At 71.3% G+C, this 16,438-nt stretch carries 15 protein-coding genes; 8 read left to right on the forward strand and 7 right to left on the reverse strand.

What is annotated here, in order from left to right; translation table 11 throughout:
• The first annotated feature begins 279 nt into the window (after window positions 1-279).
• The 3 genes from ACGWYJ_RS33930 to ACGWYJ_RS33940 all read left to right on the forward strand — a co-directional run bounded on the left by ACGWYJ_RS33930 (window position 280) and on the right by ACGWYJ_RS33940 (window position 4,538).
• Entirely contained in the window at window positions 280-1,863 is a 1,584-nt protein-coding gene (locus tag ACGWYJ_RS33930; RefSeq protein WP_395110660.1) for an alpha/beta hydrolase, read from the forward strand.
• Window positions 1,864-2,081: 218 nt separating this feature from the next.
• A complete protein-coding gene (locus ACGWYJ_RS33935; RefSeq protein ID WP_395110661.1) occupies window positions 2,082-3,575 on the forward strand; it encodes an alpha/beta hydrolase in 1,494 nt (497 codons plus the stop codon).
• A gap of 120 nt (window positions 3,576-3,695) precedes the next feature.
• Entirely contained in the window at window positions 3,696-4,538 is an 843-nt protein-coding gene (locus ACGWYJ_RS33940; RefSeq protein ID WP_395110687.1) for a GNAT family N-acetyltransferase, read from the forward strand.
• A gap of 21 nt (window positions 4,539-4,559) precedes the next feature.
• On the opposite strand, the gene ACGWYJ_RS33945 is transcribed toward ACGWYJ_RS33940, so the two are convergent.
• The gene (locus tag ACGWYJ_RS33945) at window positions 4,560-4,955 is read right to left on the reverse strand and encodes a DUF3037 domain-containing protein (RefSeq protein WP_395110662.1); all 396 of its coding nucleotides are present in this window, start codon (window positions 4,953-4,955) and stop codon (window positions 4,560-4,562) included.
• A complete protein-coding gene (locus tag ACGWYJ_RS33950) occupies window positions 4,952-5,794 on the reverse strand; it encodes a HipA family kinase (protein WP_395110663.1) in 843 nt (280 codons plus the stop codon). Before ACGWYJ_RS33950 ends, ACGWYJ_RS33945 begins: the two co-directional genes overlap by 4 nt.
• 57 nt (window positions 5,795-5,851) lie before the next feature.
• Between ACGWYJ_RS33950 and ACGWYJ_RS33955 the strand changes: the two genes are divergently transcribed.
• Window positions 5,852-6,517, forward strand: coding sequence for a cyclase family protein (locus tag ACGWYJ_RS33955; RefSeq protein ID WP_395110664.1), 666 nt, complete (start codon window positions 5,852-5,854; stop codon window positions 6,515-6,517).
• Between the two features lie 4 nt (window positions 6,518-6,521).
• On the opposite strand, the gene ACGWYJ_RS33960 is transcribed toward ACGWYJ_RS33955, so the two are convergent.
• The 3 genes from ACGWYJ_RS33960 to ACGWYJ_RS33970 are packed head-to-tail and all read right to left on the reverse strand — an operon-like array spanning window position 6,522 to window position 9,455.
• Window positions 6,522-7,406 (reverse strand): TIGR03619 family F420-dependent LLM class oxidoreductase, encoded by an 885-nt coding sequence (locus tag ACGWYJ_RS33960; RefSeq protein ID WP_395110665.1) that lies wholly within the window; start codon window positions 7,404-7,406, stop codon window positions 6,522-6,524.
• 13 nt (window positions 7,407-7,419) lie between these two features.
• Window positions 7,420-8,670 carry an LLM class flavin-dependent oxidoreductase gene (locus tag ACGWYJ_RS33965; RefSeq protein WP_395110666.1) on the reverse strand — a complete coding sequence of 417 codons (1,251 nt, stop codon included), beginning with the start codon at window positions 8,668-8,670 and terminating at the stop codon, window positions 7,420-7,422.
• Window positions 8,667-9,455: an alpha/beta fold hydrolase gene (locus ACGWYJ_RS33970; RefSeq protein ID WP_395110667.1), complete on the reverse strand. Its 789-nt coding sequence runs from the start codon at window positions 9,453-9,455 to the stop codon at window positions 8,667-8,669. Before ACGWYJ_RS33970 ends, ACGWYJ_RS33965 begins: the two co-directional genes overlap by 4 nt.
• Window positions 9,456-9,792: 337 nt before the next feature.
• On the opposite strand from ACGWYJ_RS33970, the gene ACGWYJ_RS33975 reads away from it, so the two are divergent.
• Window positions 9,793-10,629: a TIGR03619 family F420-dependent LLM class oxidoreductase gene (locus ACGWYJ_RS33975; RefSeq protein WP_395110668.1), complete on the forward strand. Its 837-nt coding sequence runs from the start codon at window positions 9,793-9,795 to the stop codon at window positions 10,627-10,629.
• 14 nt (window positions 10,630-10,643) lie between these two features.
• Here the strand turns inward: ACGWYJ_RS33975 and ACGWYJ_RS33980 are convergent, their stop codons facing one another.
• Complete coding sequence (locus ACGWYJ_RS33980) at window positions 10,644-11,255, reverse strand: DUF4870 domain-containing protein (protein WP_395110669.1); 612 nt, start codon at window positions 11,253-11,255, stop codon at window positions 10,644-10,646.
• A gap of 39 nt (window positions 11,256-11,294) precedes the next feature.
• The gene (locus ACGWYJ_RS33985; RefSeq protein ID WP_395110688.1) at window positions 11,295-12,392 is read right to left on the reverse strand and encodes a zinc-binding dehydrogenase; all 1,098 of its coding nucleotides are present in this window, start codon (window positions 12,390-12,392) and stop codon (window positions 11,295-11,297) included.
• A 279-nt stretch (window positions 12,393-12,671) separates the two neighbouring features.
• On the opposite strand from ACGWYJ_RS33985, the gene ACGWYJ_RS33990 reads away from it, so the two are divergent.
• From ACGWYJ_RS33990 to ACGWYJ_RS34000, 3 genes are all read left to right on the forward strand, one after another.
• Window positions 12,672-14,744 carry an ATP-binding protein gene (locus ACGWYJ_RS33990; protein WP_395110670.1) on the forward strand — a complete coding sequence of 691 codons (2,073 nt, stop codon included), beginning with the start codon at window positions 12,672-12,674 and terminating at the stop codon, window positions 14,742-14,744.
• Window positions 14,745-14,802: 58 nt separating this feature from the next.
• Window positions 14,803-15,723: a DUF6891 domain-containing protein gene (locus tag ACGWYJ_RS33995; protein WP_395110671.1), complete on the forward strand. Its 921-nt coding sequence runs from the start codon at window positions 14,803-14,805 to the stop codon at window positions 15,721-15,723.
• Between the two features lie 69 nt (window positions 15,724-15,792).
• On the forward strand, window positions 15,793-16,434 hold the full coding sequence (locus ACGWYJ_RS34000; protein ID WP_395110672.1) for a PaaI family thioesterase: 642 nt from the start codon (window positions 15,793-15,795) through the stop codon (window positions 16,432-16,434).
• Window positions 16,435-16,438 lie beyond the last annotated feature (4 nt).

The following is a 16,438-nucleotide window of genomic DNA, read 5'->3' on the forward strand; positions in this document are numbered from 1 at the left end:
AGCCCCTGGGCGAGTCGGAGCGATGCAGCGATCGCCGCAGGCGCGACAAGCGACGAGCCGCCAGGCGAGGAGCGCAGCTTGCGCTTGCAATAAAAAACAGCGCCCACAACGATTGTGCATCCACTGATCCTCGATGCTGCCGTCAAATGGGATGTAGCGCGACAATCTCCTCCGTTCGCATCTATCGCACATACCGGATCGGCTTCCGTCCTCCCGTGCGTCCGGCGACCCCTGGACAGCTCGTGGCATGGCGTGCCGTGCCGGTGACTGGAGGGGTTCGTGAAAAGGCTCCTACTCGTCGCGGTGGCCGCGGCCGTGGGGATCGGTGGTACGGGTGCCGCCGTGTCCGCGGAGGTGGCGCCGGCGACGGCCAAGCCGAAGATCGTGTGGGGTGCGTGTCCCACCGATGTGACCGGTGGTCAGTACCTGGAGAACGCGGAGTGCGGCCAGGTGGAGGTGCCGCTGGATTACGGTAAGCCGGGCGGACGCAAGATCTCGCTGGCGGTTTCCCGGGTGAAGGCCACCGACACGGCCAACTACCAGGGGGTTCTGATCGGGAACCCGGGCGGGCCGGGGGCGAGCGGCTTGTACCTGTCCGGTGGGCTGGCCTCGTGGCTGCCGCCGGAGGTCGCGGCCCGGTACGACGTCATCGGCTTCGATCCGCGTGGCGTGGAGTCGAGCAAGCCCGCCGTCAGCTGCGTTCCGGACTACAACGACCCGACGCGGCCGGACTATGTTCCCGCGAACGCGCGTGAAGAGGCGGCCTGGCTGGCCCGTTCGAAGCAGTACGCGGACGCGTGCGCGAAGAAGTACGGGTGGATGTTGCCGCACATGCGCACCACCAACTCGGCCAGGGACCTCGACTCGATCCGCAAGGCTTTGGGTGTCCCGCAGATCAGTTACTACGGCTTCTCCTACGGCACCTACCTTGGGGCCACCTACGCCTCGATGTTCCCCAAGAACGTCAAGCGGATGGTGTGGGACGGCAATGTCGACTCCCGCAACGTCTGGTATGAGGGGCAGCTTCGCCAGAACGAGGCGTTCGAGCGCAACATGAAGCTGTGGTGGGCCTGGATCGCCAAGTACCACTCGCTCTACGGGCTGGGCAAGACCGAGGCGGCCGTGGAGGCGAACTACTACAAGGTGCGCGCCGCGGCGGAGAAGAGCCCGATCGGCGGCAAGATCGGCCCGTCCGAGCTGGACGACATCGTGCTCACCGCCGGGTACCACACGGGGTTCTACATCCCGTTCGCCGAGGCGCTGTCGGCGTGGGTCACCAGGAAGGACCCGGCTCCGCTGCTGGACTGGGTGGCCGAGGGCGGCGGTGACAACTCCTTCGCCATGTACCTGGCCGTTCAGGCGGTGGACGCGCCGTGGCCGTCGAAGTGGAAGACCTGGCACAACGACGCGGCCCGCCAGTACAAGAAGGGCATCCGGTTCAGCACTTGGTCCAACACCTGGTTCAACGCCCCGATCCACTTCTGGGGCGCGGACGCGGGCAAGGCGTTCCCGATCGGTGACAAGCGCAAGGCGGCCCCGCCGATCCTGCTGGTGCAGAGCACGCTGGACGCGGCCACCCCGTACCCGGGCGGCCCGCAGATGCGCAAGCTGTTCCCGTCCGCGACGTTGGTGGCCGAGGTGGGCGGCAAGACGCACGCGAACACGCTGAACGGCAACGCCTGCGTGGACGGCAAGGTCGCCGCCTACCTGTTCGACGGGACGCTGCCGCGGCGCAAGCCGGGGCAGGGCGCGGACGTTTCCTGTGACGCGGTGCCGGCCTTGAACGACCCGGACCCGACCGCGAGCACCCTGCGGTCGGCTGGGCCGGGCAAGGGTAAGGACGTCGTCATCGGCCGTCCGTAGCCGGTCCTCATGCCCCACGGCGGGCCGTCCGTACGCAGCCCGCGCCGCTGCATACGGCGGCCCGCCGTGGCTTGTTCCTCCGGCGTTTCGCTGGCGTTGAGGGCCGTGTGAGCAGGAATCGCTGCTTATGCGGTTGCGCGGCTAGGGCGGGGGTTGCCCGGTAGAAAACCGGGGTGCAGAACGTCCGAACGAAGCTTGTGACCGCAGGGGCGCTTACCTTGACCACCGCCCTGGGAATGCTCCCGGGGCCCGCCGGTGCGGCGCCTATCGCGCAGAAGATCGACTGGAAGCCTTGCCCCAAGAACGACCCGCTCGCGGGGTCGGCTCTCAAAGGGCTGGAATGCGGCACGCTACGGGTGCCGCTCGACTACGCCCGGCCTGATGGCGAAAAGGTGACGCTGGCGCTGACCAGGGCCAGGCACACCGCGCCTCATTCACAGGGCGTGGTGCTGCTCAACCGTGGCGGCCCAGGCGCCCAAGGACGCGACATGCCCGCGATCTTCACGCAAATGCTGCCCAAGGACGTTACGGGGAGCTACGACTGGATCGGGTACGACCCGCGTGGCGTGGGGGCGAGCAAGCCGTCCTTGATGTGCGACCCCAAGTACCAGAACCCCGGGCACGCCAAGCCTGACGCCATCCCCGCCAACGCGGCCGAGGAGCAAGCCTGGCTGAGGAAGGCGCGTGCCTACGCGGACGACTGCATGGCCAAGTACGGCAAGGTGCTGCCGCACATGGGCACGCGGGACTGGGTGCGTGACCTGGACGCCATACGCGCCGCCCTGGGCGAGCAGCGGATCAATTACTTCGGTTACTCGTACGGCACCTACCTGGGTGCCGCGTACGCCACCGCCTACCCGGAGCGGGTCCGGCGGATGGTGCTCGACAGCGTGGTGCGGCCCAGTGGTGTCTGGTACGCCAACAACCTTGACCAGAACGTGGCCTTCGAGAAACGCATCCATGCCTTCTACCGCTGGATCGCCCGGCACCACGCGACGTACCGGCTGGGCAGGTCCGGTGAGGCCGTGGCGTCCGCGTACGCGAGGGTCAGGGCGGCGCTCAAGGCCAGGCCGCTGAAGGGCAAGCTGGGGCCGACGGAACTGGACGACATGATCCTCACCGACGGCTACATCGACCAGCTTTGGCCGTCCCATGCCCACGCGCTCTCCGCGTTCGCCGTCAGGAAGGACCCGCGTCCCCTGCTGAAGGCGTTCCGTCCACCCGAGTGGGTGGATCTCAACAACTACAGCGTCTACAGCGCCGTCCAGTGCCGCGACGCGGCCTGGCCGCGCCGGTGGGCTGTCTGGCATGCGGACAACTGGCGCCTGTACCGCTCGGGGTACCGCTTCGAGACCTGGGGCAACGCCTGGTACAACGCACCCTGCGCGTTCTGGGGCGTGCCCGGCGGACCGCCGCCTCGGATCGGGGGAACCCTGCGGACGCCCCCGATGCTGCTGATCCAGAGCACCGAGGACGCGGCCACGCCGTACTCGGGCGCGGTGGAGACCCACCGCCTGTTCCCGACCTCGCGGCTGATCGTCCAGGACGGCGGCGGGAACCACGGCATCTCGGTTAGGGGCGACAAGTGCCTCGACGGGGCCGTCATCGCGTACCTACGGGACGGTGTGCTGCCCCAGTCCCGCCCAGGGCCGGATGCGGTCTGCGCGGCGGGCGCACCGCCCAAGCCCAAGGCCGCGAAGAAGGCGCGCTAGCGGGTATGGGAACCTGCAGGTACGTCCTGGAGGGGGACGTCATAGGCTTAATGATGTGGTGCTGAAAGTGGTGACCTTCACCAGGTCGCTCCTCCCTGAGGGGGGCCGGTAGCCATGCGCATGCTGGGGTCCTTGCCGGTACGGGTCCTGGACGACCGTTACCGGGCCGAGGCCCTGGCCATTCTCGACGCCGACCCGGTTTCCAACGTGTTCGTCAGCTCGCGGGTCCATTCGGCGGGTCTGGACCCGCAGCGGCTGGGCGCCCAGATGTGGGGCTACATGAGGGACGGTCACCTGACGTCCCTCTGCTATTCGGGGGCGAACCTCGTCCCTGTGGCCGCCACGTCCGACGCCCTGCGGGCGTTCGCGGAACGTGCCCGAGCACAGGGGAGGCGGTGCTCGTCCATCGTCGGCGCCGCCGACGCCGTGAGCGAGCTATGGGAATTGCTGGCCCCTTACTGGGGGCCGCCCAGGGTGATCCGCCATTCCCAGCCGGTGATGGCGACGTCCACCGTCCCGCCGGTCGCGGCCGACGAACGGGTGCGGCAGGTGCGGATGGACGAGTTCGACATCGTCTACCCCGCGTGCGTGGCGATGTTCACCGAGGAGGTCGGCGTCTCCCCGATTTCCGGGGATGGCGGCGTCCTCTACAGGGCGCGCGTGGCCGAGCTCATCAGGGCGGGACGCGCCTACGCGCGTATCGAGGACGGCCGTGTCATGTTCAAGGCCGAGGTGGGGGCCGTGACCCCGTACGCGTGCCAGGTGCAGGGGGTCTGGGTGCCGCCCGACCTGCGCGGCCACGGCCTTTCGGTGCACGGTATGGCGGCCCTGGTGGAGAAGGCGCTGAGTTCGATCGCGCCCACGGTGTCCCTGTACGTCAACGACTTCAACACGCGGGCGCGCGCCGCCTACCGCCGCGTCGGCTTCTCTGAGGTCGACACGTTCATGTCGGTGCTCTTCTGACCCTTGCCATGCCCTTGACGCTCAGGTGACGAGCAGGCCCAGCAGGCGGTCCAGCTCGGCCTTCGGGTCCGGGGTGAGGCCCGCGTGGACGGGCCCCGGCTGGACGATCGTGCTGCGCGGCGCGGTCAGCCAGCGGAACCGGCTGCCCTGCGGCTCCCCGGCCGCCTGCCCGGCCTGTTCGCCTCCGCAGCACAGCGCGTCCACCGCGCGCAGCGCGGACCTCACGCCGTCCAGGTCCAGCGCGGGGTCGAGCGCCAGCAGCCGCGACTCGTCCACATGCGACCGGCATCCCAGGAAGTCCAGCGCCTGGCAGTAGACGACGACGCCCACGTTCATCGCCTCGCCCCGCTCCACCCGGGGCACCACCCGCAGCGCCGCGTACTCGAAGACGTGCCGGTCCTTCTGCGCGGCGGTCATGCGGGACCTTCCAGCCAGTCGGGACGGTTCGCGCGGGGACGCCTGGAGGTGTCCGAGCCTCCCAGCGGCGGGCGCCTGTCGCCGAGCGACAGCTCGGGCAGCCAGTCGCGGGGTTTGCTCGCCCGTTCCGCGAGCAGGGCGGCGTAGGCGTCCCGTACGGCATCGGGGCCGTCGAAGCCGGATTCGCTCTCCAGCCAGCGGTCCGGGACGAGCCGCACCACCTCCCGCAGCAGCTCTTCGGTGATCTTGGGGAGCAGCTCGGCCTCCGCGTCGGCCAGCTTCTTCGCCCACGGCGTGAGCACATGGTCGTCCACGTCGTACGGGCCGGAGAACAGCCGCGCCGCGTTGGCCCAGGCGTGGTGGAAGTACAGGCTGGCCCCGTGGTCGATCAGCCACACGTCGCCGTGCCAGACCAGCATGTTGGGGTTGCGCCAGCTCCGGTCGACGTTCCCGATGAACGCGTCGAACCACAGCACCCGCGACGCGAACTCGGGATCGGGACGCCAGCCGAGCGGGTCGAAGCCCAGGGAGCCGGGCAGGAAGTCGATGCCCAGGTTCCAGCCGGCGCTGGCCTTGAGCAGGTCCTGCACGTCCGGGTCCGGCTCGTGCCGCCCGATCACCGGATCCAGCTCCATGATCACCTGATCGGGCACGCGGAACCCGAGCCGCCGTCCCAGCTCACCGGCCAGCACCTCGGCGATCAGGGCCTTGCGGCCCTGCCCGGCGCCGTGGAACTTCATCACATAGGTCCCGAGGTCGTCGGCCTCGACGATCCCCGGCAGCGACCCGCCCTCGCGTAGCGGCGTCACGTACCGGGTGGCGGTCACAAGCGGCAGCACGCTTTTACGCTATCGGGTGCCCGTGTCACGCCCGTCGGCGGCGGGATAATGACGGGCATGCCCGGTGAGCTGGTGGACCTGTCGGTGCCGATCGTCTCCGGCATGCCGGTGTACCCGGGCGACCCGTCCGTGGTGGTGACGCCCGCGCTGACCGTCGCCGATTCCGGGGTGAACGTGCGGCGGCTCCACCTGGGATCCCAGTCGGGCACGCACGTGGACGCGCCCTACCACATCGACGATTCGCTGCCCGGTCTCGAACGGCTTCCGCTGGAGCGTTTCACGGGGCGTGCCGTGGTGCTGGACGCCCGCGGCCTCGCCCCGCGTACCGCCATCGGCCCGGAGGCGCTGCCCGAGGGGCTGGAGCCCGGCGTGGTCCTGCTGATCGCCACGGGATGGTCGCGGTACTGGGGCGAGGACGGGTATCTCGCGCATCCCTACCCGTCCGTGGAGCTGGCCGAGGCGATCGTCGCGGCGGGGGTGCGCACCGTCGGCATCGACGCGCTCAGCGTGGACCGCACACCGCCGCAGGACGACCCCGGCGGCCTCACGCTGGACGTCCACCGCGTCCTGTGCGGGGCGCACGCGGTGATCGCCGAGAACCTGACCGGCCTGGACCGCCTGCCGGCGGCCCAGGCCGAAGGCCGGGCGATCGAGGTGTCGCTGTTCCCGATCAGGCTGGACGGGGACGGCGCGCCGGTCCGCGCGGTCGCCCGGATCCGGTGACCGATCACATCTTGGCGATGATCTCCTCGGCGTACCGCTCCATCGTGGCGATCTTCAGGCCGAGCGGGTTGCCGGAGTTGGCGGCCTTGATCTCGGGGGTGGGCGTCCACCAGGGCATCGCCATCATGCCCCGCACGCCCCGGTCCTCCCATTTGCGGTAGAGGTCGGCGCTGGGCGGCATCGCGAGCGGGGCGATCACGTCCACGTCGTCCAGCGTACGGCCCTCCTCGGCGAGGAAGCCCTCCATCCTCACCAGCAGGTCCTCCAGTTGCTCCTCGCTGTAGAAGCGGTTGCCGACCCAGCCGTCCCCGAGCCGGGCGGTACGGCGCAGCGCCGCGTCGCTGTCACCGCCGATGAAGATCGGGACGGGCTCGCCGGGAACGGGCATGATCCTCAGCGGCCCGTGGTCGTAGTACGTGCCGTGGTGCTCGACCATCCCGCCCTTCCACAGCTCGCGCAGCGCCGGGATCAGCTCGTCCAGCCGCCTGCCCCGGGTGTGGAAGTCCTGCCCGGTCTGGAGGAACTCGTCCTTGCACCAGCCCGCGCCGAGCCCGGCGATCACCCGGTCGCCGGACAGGGCGGCGGCGGTCGAGATGGCCTTGGCGCTGGTGAACAGGTCCCTGGCCGGGGCGATGTAGACGTTGGTGGCGAACCGCACCCGTTCGGTCACCGCCGCCATCGCCCCGATCGTCACCCACACGTCCGGCCAGTGCGTGTCCGGGTCGTACGGCGGCGCGCCCGACTCGGTGTACGGGTACCGGGCCTCGTAGTCGGCGTAGAAGATGTGGTCCGACACCGCGACCGTCGAGAAGCCGAGCCGGTCGGCGGCCTTCGCGAGCTCCACGTACTCGCCGGTGTCGACGAACGCGGCGCTGAGCCAGAACTCCATAGCGCGTGCCCTCTCAGCCGTGGAACTCGGGGATGACCTTGGTGGCGAAGATCTCCAGGTTGCGCTTGACCGTGTCCAGCGGCAGCACGCCCTGCTGGCCCTGCATGAACAGGCCGAACCACTCCAGGTCGGGCATCCGGTCCAGCATCCGCTGGATGCCGCGCTTGACGTCGTCCGGCGTGCCCAGCAGCGCCATCTCGACCTCGTGCATGCGCTGGAAGTTGCCCTTCTGGGGCGAGATGGGCTTGTGGCTCTCGTCCTCCTGGGTGCGCAGCACCTCCAGGTAGCCGAACGGGCCGAAGAACGCGCTGAAGTCCTTCTGCATGCCCTTGCCGTACGTGGCCAGGGCCTCCTCGCGGGAGTCCGCCATGCCGATGATCTTCAGGATGCCGGTGTGCTCGCCCAGCTTGTAGTGGCGGCCCTGGCGGGCGCTCTCCTCCTGGTAGAGCTTGGCCTTGGCGGCGTGGTCGTCCGGGTTGGGGGTGAACAGCCAGGGCATGATGCCCTCCTGCGCCGCCTTGATCACCGACCGGTCCGACACGGTGAACGGCTGCCACAGCTCCGGGTGCGGGTTCTGGTACGGCTTCGGGCACACCGACACCGACCGGATCACGCCCTGGTCGTCGATCTCCCCGGGCGCGCCGAACGTGCGCGTCCACTCCGCCGCCGGCCAGCCCTCGATACCGCTGTAGGGCGCGGGCACCTCGTAGTCGAGCACGTCGCTCTTGTAGCGCAGCGTGTCCTCCGACCAGGCCATCTTCATGATCTTGAGGACCTCGCCGAACACGTCGAAGTTGCGGTTGTCGGACGCCGAGCCGTCCGACCGCGCCGCCGCCGCGTGCCAGCGCTGCCCCAGCACGTTCATCCACCGGTTCTGGTAGCCGCGGGCGACGCCCAGCCGCAGCCGTCCCTTGGAGAAGTGGTCGAGCAGCGCCACGTCCTCGGCGGCGCGGATCGGGTCCCAGGCGGGCAGGACGATGCCCAGCGGCGCCAGCAGGATCCGCTCGGTGCGGGCGGCCAGGTCGGTCAGGAACATCAGCGGGTTGACCGAGAACTCGAAGCCCTCGGAGTGGAAGTGGTGCTCGGTCATCATCAGCGCGTCGAAGCCGAGCCGGTCGGCGTGCACCGCGATCTCGCGGACCTCGTCCAGCAGCTTCTGGTACGACTCGACGTCCCGGCCGATGGGCCTTCTGGCCTTGGCGTTCTCCTCCGCGGCGTAGCCGGACCCGGGGATCTGCGGGTTGAGGAAGATGGCGAACTTCACGCGTTCTGCTCCTTGTCGTCGGGGGTGGCGAGCGTGCTGTCGGGAGTGTCGAGTTCCGCCAGCCAGGTGCCGACCACCAGCAGGAACTCGGCGGGCCGCTCCGCGTGCAGCCGGTGTCCGCCGCCGGGCCACACCAGCGCCCGGGACGCGGGATGCTTGAACAGCCCCTGCTCCCAGGCCGCCGACTCGGCCTGGACGCCCGACCAGAGCGTCAGCACCGGGCACTCGCGGCGGGCGATGTAGGCGTCCGAGGCGGGGCGGATGCCGAACTGCTCGTCCCCCTCGTACATCCCGGCGAACGCCTGCACGAGCGCCGCGGGAGCCGTACCGAGGATCTTGCGCCGGTGCAGTTCCCTCAGCCACGGGGGAGAGGCGGGCGTGTAGCACCACTGGTCGCTGGCGATCGCCGTCGTGTACGGGTCGCCGCTGCGCAGCCCTTCCAGCATCGCGGGGAACGCGGCGGCGACCTCGGGGGTCTGCCCGTAGCCGGGGTCGACGCACACCAGCGCGTTGACCCGCTCGGAGTGTTCGACCGCCAGCGCGCTCGCTATCAGGCCGCCGAGGGAGTGGCCGATCACGTTCACCCGGTCGACCCCGAGATGGTCCAGCAGCCGTACCAGGTCGGCGGCGAAGTCGCCGGGGCGGTAGCCGCTCTCGGGCGCCGAGGAGTACCCGTGCCCGCGCAGGTCGGGAGCGATCACCCGATGCCGGGCCGACAGCTCGGGGATATGGAAGACCCAGTCGTTGGAGTCGGCCCCGTACCCATGGACGAGCAACAAGGGCACTCCGCCGTCACCGGCCGCGCCGCCGGTCCTCGCTGCGCTCGGACCGTCCTGTTGCTCCTGGGGGGACGACCCCCCAGACCCCCCGGCAACCGCCGCGCCGCCGGTCCTCGCTGCGCTCGGACCGTCGTCGGTATAAAAAACGCGTACGTCCCCTAGCTCGGCGAATGGCATGGCGTTCCTCCGTGGCCGGCGTGGAGCCGTCGAAGCGAAGGCTCCGAACAAGCGCACGCTACATCAAGGGGCGGTACCGAGCAATCGCTTGGTTTCAAGGTAGTGTGGTCGCGTCCCGCCTGCCGCGGAGCGGGCCGGGCACGCTGCACGAAAGGGGTGTCGCGGGATGCGTTTGGGCGTCACGCTGTTCACGACCGACCGGACGATGCCGGCGCACGAGCTCGCGGTCGCCGCCGAGGAGCGCGGCTTCGTCTCGCTCTACGTCCCCGAGCACACCCACATACCGGTCTCCCGGAAGACGCCGCCGCCGACCGGCGTGGAGACGCTGCCCGACGAGTACGCCCGCACGCCCGATCCGCTGGTCGCGCTGGCCGCCGCCGCGGTGGTCACCGAGCGGATCCGCCTCGGGACGGGCATCGCGCTGCCCGCCCAGCGCGACCCGATCGTCACCGCCAAGGCGATCGCGACGCTGGACCGGATCGCGGGCGGCCGGTTCGTCCTCGGCATCGGCTACGGGTGGAACGAGGAGGAGGCCGCCGACCACGGCGTCCCGTGGAAGCGGCGGCGCGCCATGGTGCGCGAGCACGTCCTGGCCATGCGGGAGCTGTGGACGGAGGACGAGGCGGCGTTCGACGGGGAGTTCGTGGCGTTCGAGCCGTGCTGGTCGTGGCCCAAGCCCGAGGGGCGGATCCCGGTGCTGCTCGGCGGCGCGCCCGGGCCGACGCTGTTCGCGCACATCGCCGAGTACGGCGACGGGTGGATCCCGATCGGCGGCGCGGGGATCCGGGACGCGCTGCCCGCCCTGCGCGAGGCGTGCGCCGCCGCGGGCCGGGAGATGGTCCCCGTCGTCCCGTTCGGCACCGTGCCGAACCCGCGGAAGCTCGACTACTACGACTCGCTCGGCATCGAGGAGGTCGTCCTGCGCGTCCCCGCGGGCGGGCGCGAGGAGGTGCTTCCGGTGCTGGACGAGTACGCGCGGACCTACCCGGACCGGCTCGTCTAGCGCCCGGCCGCGGCCTAGCGGACCATGCGGAAGCAGAAGAAGGTCGGGAAGCGGTAGTACTGGCCCTTGCCGGCCTTGACCGCCCCGAGGATGAGGAACACCCACTGCCCGAGCCCGTCCACCAGGTAGACCGGCACCAGCAGGATGAGGAACGCGGGATGGTCGAACCCGATCGCCAGCGGCACGGCGACCAGCAACACCGCCAGCACGTGGATCAGGATGGTGAGCATGTAGTTCAGCGACTGGGCCGCGTGGAACCGGACGAACGCCGACTCGCGCCTCTTCACGAAGTAGATGACCAGCGGCGCGATGAAGCCGGCGAGAAGGGTCCCGATGTAGGACATCAGCGCCCAGGTGGTCTCCTCGCTGGTGACCTGCGTCCCCGGGCCCTGGGGTACGCCGGGCGGGCCATAGCCCCAGCGCGGGTCGTACGACTGACCGCCCGGCGCGCCGTATCCGGGCGGCGGCTGCCCGTACCCCTGCTGGTCGCCGTACCCCTGCCGGCCGTACGGGGGCGCCTGACCGTACCCCGGCGGGGGCGGTGCGGATGGCGGCTGACCGTAGGGGGTCGGGTGGGGCGGCGGCAGGCCGTCGTCACTTGGCGGAGGGAAAGGTTGTTCGCTCACGCGAAGGAACCTATCCGAAAACGGGCAGGCCGCCAGGAGTCAGCCGAACACGATCACCGAGCGGGCCACCGCCCCGGAGCGGACGCGGGCCACGCCCTCGTTCACCGCGTCCAGCGGAATGCGCTCGCTGACCAGCCCTTCCAGGTTCAGCCGTCCGCGGCGGTACAGGTCGGCCAGCATCGGCAGGTCGCGCGCGGGGGTGGCGTCGCCGCCCTGCGTGCCCATCAGCCTCCTGGAGCCGAAGAGCTGCCCCGGCGGGATCCGCAGGTCCTCGCCGGCGGACGGGCTGCCGACCATCACGGTCGTCCCGCCGGGCTGGGTGGCGGCGAACGCCTTGGCGAGCACCGCGGCGACGCCGGTGACGTCGAAGGCGTAGTCGACCCCGCCGCGGACGATCGCGTTCACCTGCGCGGGGAGGTCGTCGGCGAGGATCGTGTGGGTGGCGCCGAACTCCTCGGCGAGCCGCAGCTTGGCGTCCACCACGTCCGCGGCGATGATCGTGGTGGCGCCGGCCAGCACCGCGCCCTGGACGGCGTTCAGCCCGACGCCGCCGCAGCCCACCACCAGCACGCTGGAGCCCGGCTCGACCCGCGCGGTGTTGAGCACCGCGCCGACCCCGGTGACCACGCCACAGGCGGTGAGGGCGAGCAGGTCGAGCGGCAGGTCCGTGCCGACCTTGACGCACATCGCCTCGCCCACCACGACCTTCTCGGCGAACGAGCCGATGCCGATGAAGGGCCGGACGGTCTCGTCCCCGGCCGACAGGCGGGTGGTGCCGTCGGCGGCGAGCCCCATGATCGCCGACATCCGGGAGGCGCCGCTGCACAGGTGGGGGCGGGAGCGCGCGCAGTTGCGGCAGTGCCCGCACGGGCCGTTCATCGCGACGATGACATGGTCGCCGGGCCGGACGGTGGTGACGCCGGGGCCCGTCTTCTCGACCACGCCGGCGCTCTCGTGGCCGAGCAGGCACGGCAGGTGGGTGACGACGGGGCTCTTGCCGTCGATGGCCTTGATGTCGGAGCCGCAGATGCCCGAGGCGGCCACCGTGACCAGCACCTCGCCCGCGCGCGGGTCCTGCACCTCCACCTCGGCGACGTCCAGGGGCTTGCCGAACTCGCGCAGCAGCGCCGCCCGCATCGTCGTCGTTCCCGTGCCGCCGTCTCCGCTCACCGTGTCCCACCTTTCCGCCGGTCCGCGGGCCCAACCGTAACACCAAGCATTTGCTTGGTCGAGTGCGCGGAGAGGCGAGGATCACTTGCGTTCGGTCGCGTCCCCGGTTCGATCAAGCGCGCACGAGGGCGCGATTTCGTGAGAGCCTGTGACCAGCGGCGCGCGGCCGCATACCGCACGCCGCGCGACGCACGCACGGCCGGCTGGAGGGCGAGAGGGTTGCCAGGGCCCCGGGGAGAGCTTCCCGTGGAGCCGACCGGCTTCGTGGGGCGCGACGACGAGCTGAAGGCGGTGCGCACCGCCCTCGAACGGTCGCCGCTCGTCACGCTGACCGGTCCCGGCGGCGTGGGCAAGAGCCGCATCGCCCTGCGGGTCGCGCACGAGCTCTACGGGCGGTTCCCGGACGGGATCGGCTTCGTGGAGCTTTCCGGCCTCCGCGAGGAACGGCTGCTGACCGGCACCGTCGTCGGCGCCCTCGGCCTGGACGACGGCACGACCGCCGCCACGCCCGAACGTGTCGCCGGCGCTCTGGGCGGCCGCCGGTTCCTGCTGGTCCTCGACACCTGCGAGCACCTGGTCGACGCCTGCGCCTCGTTCGTCCGGTTCCTGGTGACGTCCTGCCCGGAGCTGCGGGTGCTGGTCACCGGCAGGCAGCCGCTCGGGACGCGCGAGGAGTTCGTGCTGCACGTCCCGCCGCTGCCGCTGCCCGCGCCGGGCGCCCTGCGCGGCGAGCGCGAGGCGCTCACGGGCGGCGACGCGCTCACCCTCTTCGCGGAACGGGCCGCCCAGGCCGTCCCCGGCTTCACGCTCGGCCCCGAGAACCTGCGCGACGTCGCGCTGCTGTGCCACCGCCTGGACGGCATCCCGCTGGCGATCGAGCTGGCCGCCGCCCAGCTGCGCAGCACCCCGCTGGAACGCCTCGTCCGCCAGGTCGACGGGCTGTTCTGGACGCTGGAGAGCGCCCCCGGCGACGAGGCCGCCGACGAGGACGTCCGTCACCGGACGCTGCGCACCACCGTCGGCTGGAGCCACGAGCTGTGCGCCCCGCTGGAACGCCTCCTGTGGGCGCGGCTGGCGGTCTTCAGCGGCGGGTTCAACCTCACCATGGCGATCGAGGTGTGCGCCGACGAGCAGCTCGGCCCGGACGCCGTCGCCGAGTGCCTGAGCGGGCTGGTGGAGAAGTCGGTCGTGCAGCGGGTGTCCTCGTCCCGGTACGACATGCTGGACACGATCCGCGAGTACGGCGCCGTCTGGCTGGAGGCCGTCGAGGACATCGGCCCCCTGATGGCCCGCCACTACGACTGCGTCGCGCGGCTGGCCACGGGCGCCGCGGCGGCGTGGCTGAGCGACGACCAGCTCCACTGGGCGCGCCGCGTCGACACCGAACGCGGCAACATCCACACGGCTCTGGAGTACTGCTTCAGCACGCCCGGCCAGGAGGTGGCCGGGCTGCGCCTGGCGGTGACGCTGTGGGGGACGTGGCTGTCCCGGGGCCGCTACACCGAGGCGCGGCACTGGCTCGAACGCGGCCTGTCCCTGGTGACCGAGCCCATCCCGGAACGGGCCGAGGCCCTGTGGCAGTGCGCGTACCTGCTCACCAACCAGGGCGACTCGACCGGGGCGCTGCCGCTGATCGCCGAGGCGGCCCACATCATGCGGCTCGACGACGACATGCCGGGGTACGCGAGGACCCTGCGCACGCTGGGCACCGCCGCCATGTTCCTCGGCGAGGCCGAACGGGCCCACCGCTGCTTCACCGAGGCCCGCCAGATCCTGGTCGCGCACGGCCTGAACTGGGATCTGGTCCTGCTGCACGTCCTGCACGCCTACCTGTACGTCGGGCTGGAGGAATACGACGCGGCGCTCGCCGAATGCGATGAGGCGCTGCGGCTCCTGCGGAACGCCCCCACCGAATGCTGGCTGCGTTCCTGGGCGGGGTACGTGAAGGCGGTGGCCCGCATGCGCCTGGGCGACGCCGACGGCTGCGTCAAGGAACTGCGGGCCTGCGTCGAGCGGTTCCGGCGGATGGACGACCAGACCGGGCTGACCAACTGCTACGAGCTGCTCGCCTGGGCGTACACGCGGCTGCACCGGTACGCCGAGGGGGCGCTGCTGCTCGGCGCCGCGTCCCGGCACGAGGACACGGCGAAGGTGCCGCGGCTCAGCGCCCTCACACCGGGGAACGGCCTGGCCGAGCTGGAGGCGCGGACGCGCGAGGCGCTGGGCGCCGGGCCGTTCGCCGAGCACCGGCGGCGCGGCAGGTCCCTCGGGGTGGACGAGCTCGTCCGCCTCGCCCGCGGCGAGCCGCTGAGCCTTTGACCACCGTCTTCAGGGGAGCCGTTTCGCGATTCACCTACTGGGCCGCGATACTGCGGGCATGGTCGACGGATCGATGAACAGCCTGCTCCGCGAGCATGTCCTGGTCGCGCTGGCGCGCGGCGAGGACGACTTCGAGACCATCGTCGCCGACGCCCTCGAACTGCTGGAAGGCGAGGTGGACCGGGCCGCCGTCGACGCCGCGGCACGGGCCGCGTTCGCCGCGTACCGGGAGGAGCAGCGCGGCTGGAACGGCGACCTGCTCGACTCCGAACGGCTCCTCGCCGCCTTCCGCGACCTCGACCTGGACGGCGTCGTGGCCCGCGCCGACTTCACCTGCTGCCAGTCCTGCGGCATGAACGAGATCGCCGGGCTGGCGGTCCCGTACGCCCGCGGGTACGTCTTCTGCCACCGCCAGGACGTGGACGCCGCCGCGCGGGGCGAGGGGCTGTTCCTCTCCTACGGCGCGTTCGGCGCCGACGACGACCCCGCCGAGATCGGCGCCCGCGTGATGGACGCCCTCCACGCGCGCGGCCTGACCGCCGAGTGGGACGGCGCGACCACCTCCCGCATCCACCTCCCCCTGACCTGGCGGCGCCGCCGGTACGCCCACCTGGCCGCCTCGCCCGACGTCCCCGCCTCGGACGGCCCGCTCCAGGTCACCTACTGCGACTACACGCGCGGTCGTCAGGAGGACGACCCCGTGCCGATGTCGTTCGAGGCGTTCCGGGGCCTGCTGTACGAACTCGTCCCGTCCAACGACAACTTCGTCACCTGCCAGGGCCGGTCCGGCGGGGTGGTCCAGGGCATGTGGGACGACGGCCCGCGCTTCTGGCTGGAGACCCCCGACACGGGCGCGCGCTGCTCGTACGGCCGCTGGGCCAGCTTGGACGAGGCCGCGCGGGTCGTGCGCGCCCTGGCCGATGAGGACCGTGTGGCGATCACCGACCTGGGGGATCTGGAGACCGTCGTCTGGACCTGACGCCCCCGCCGGATCGGGCACGTGCCCGCCCGTTCTAGAATCCAGTTCGGCCGATCAACGGGAGGCGGCATGGCCGAACAGGACACCGGCGCGGTTCTCGCGGGAACGGGCGACGCGCGGGTGGCGGCCCTTTCCGCGCTGGCCGACCGCGTGCGCGAGCTGACCGAGGCGGTCCTCTTCACCGACGCTCCGCCCGCCGAGGTCGCGGCGGCCTCGGCCGAGCTGGAAGCCCTCACCGCGCGGCTGTCCGCGTCCCGCAGGCCCGGACTGCCGGACGCGGTGCTCGGACCGGACGGCATGCCGTACCAGCCGGCCGGCCCGGTGACCGGAGCGCTCAACCCGATCGCCCCGCCGGTCGAGTTCACCGCCGACCCGAACGGCACCGTCCGTTCCACGTTCACGCTGAGCGCCGTGTACGAGGGCCCGCCGTCCTACGTCCACGGAGGCGTCTCCGCGATGATCCTCGACCACCTTCTGGGCATGGCGGCGGCCGTCAACGGCACCCCGGGGATGACCGCCACGCTCGACCTGCGTTACCGGCGACCGACCCCCCTGAACGTCCCCCTGACCGTGGAGGGCAGGGTGACCCGCACGGAAGGCCGCAGGACCTGGGCCGACGGCTGGATCCGGACTCCCGACTCCAAGACCACGGTGGAAGCCACCGCCATGTTCATCTCGCCCAAGCCCCCGGCGCCTGCTCCCGAGGCGTAGAACT

The sequence above is a fragment of the Actinomadura sp. SCN-SB genome, from assembly GCF_043906805.1.
In the GTDB taxonomy this organism is placed as follows: domain Bacteria; phylum Actinomycetota; class Actinomycetes; order Streptosporangiales; family Streptosporangiaceae; genus Spirillospora.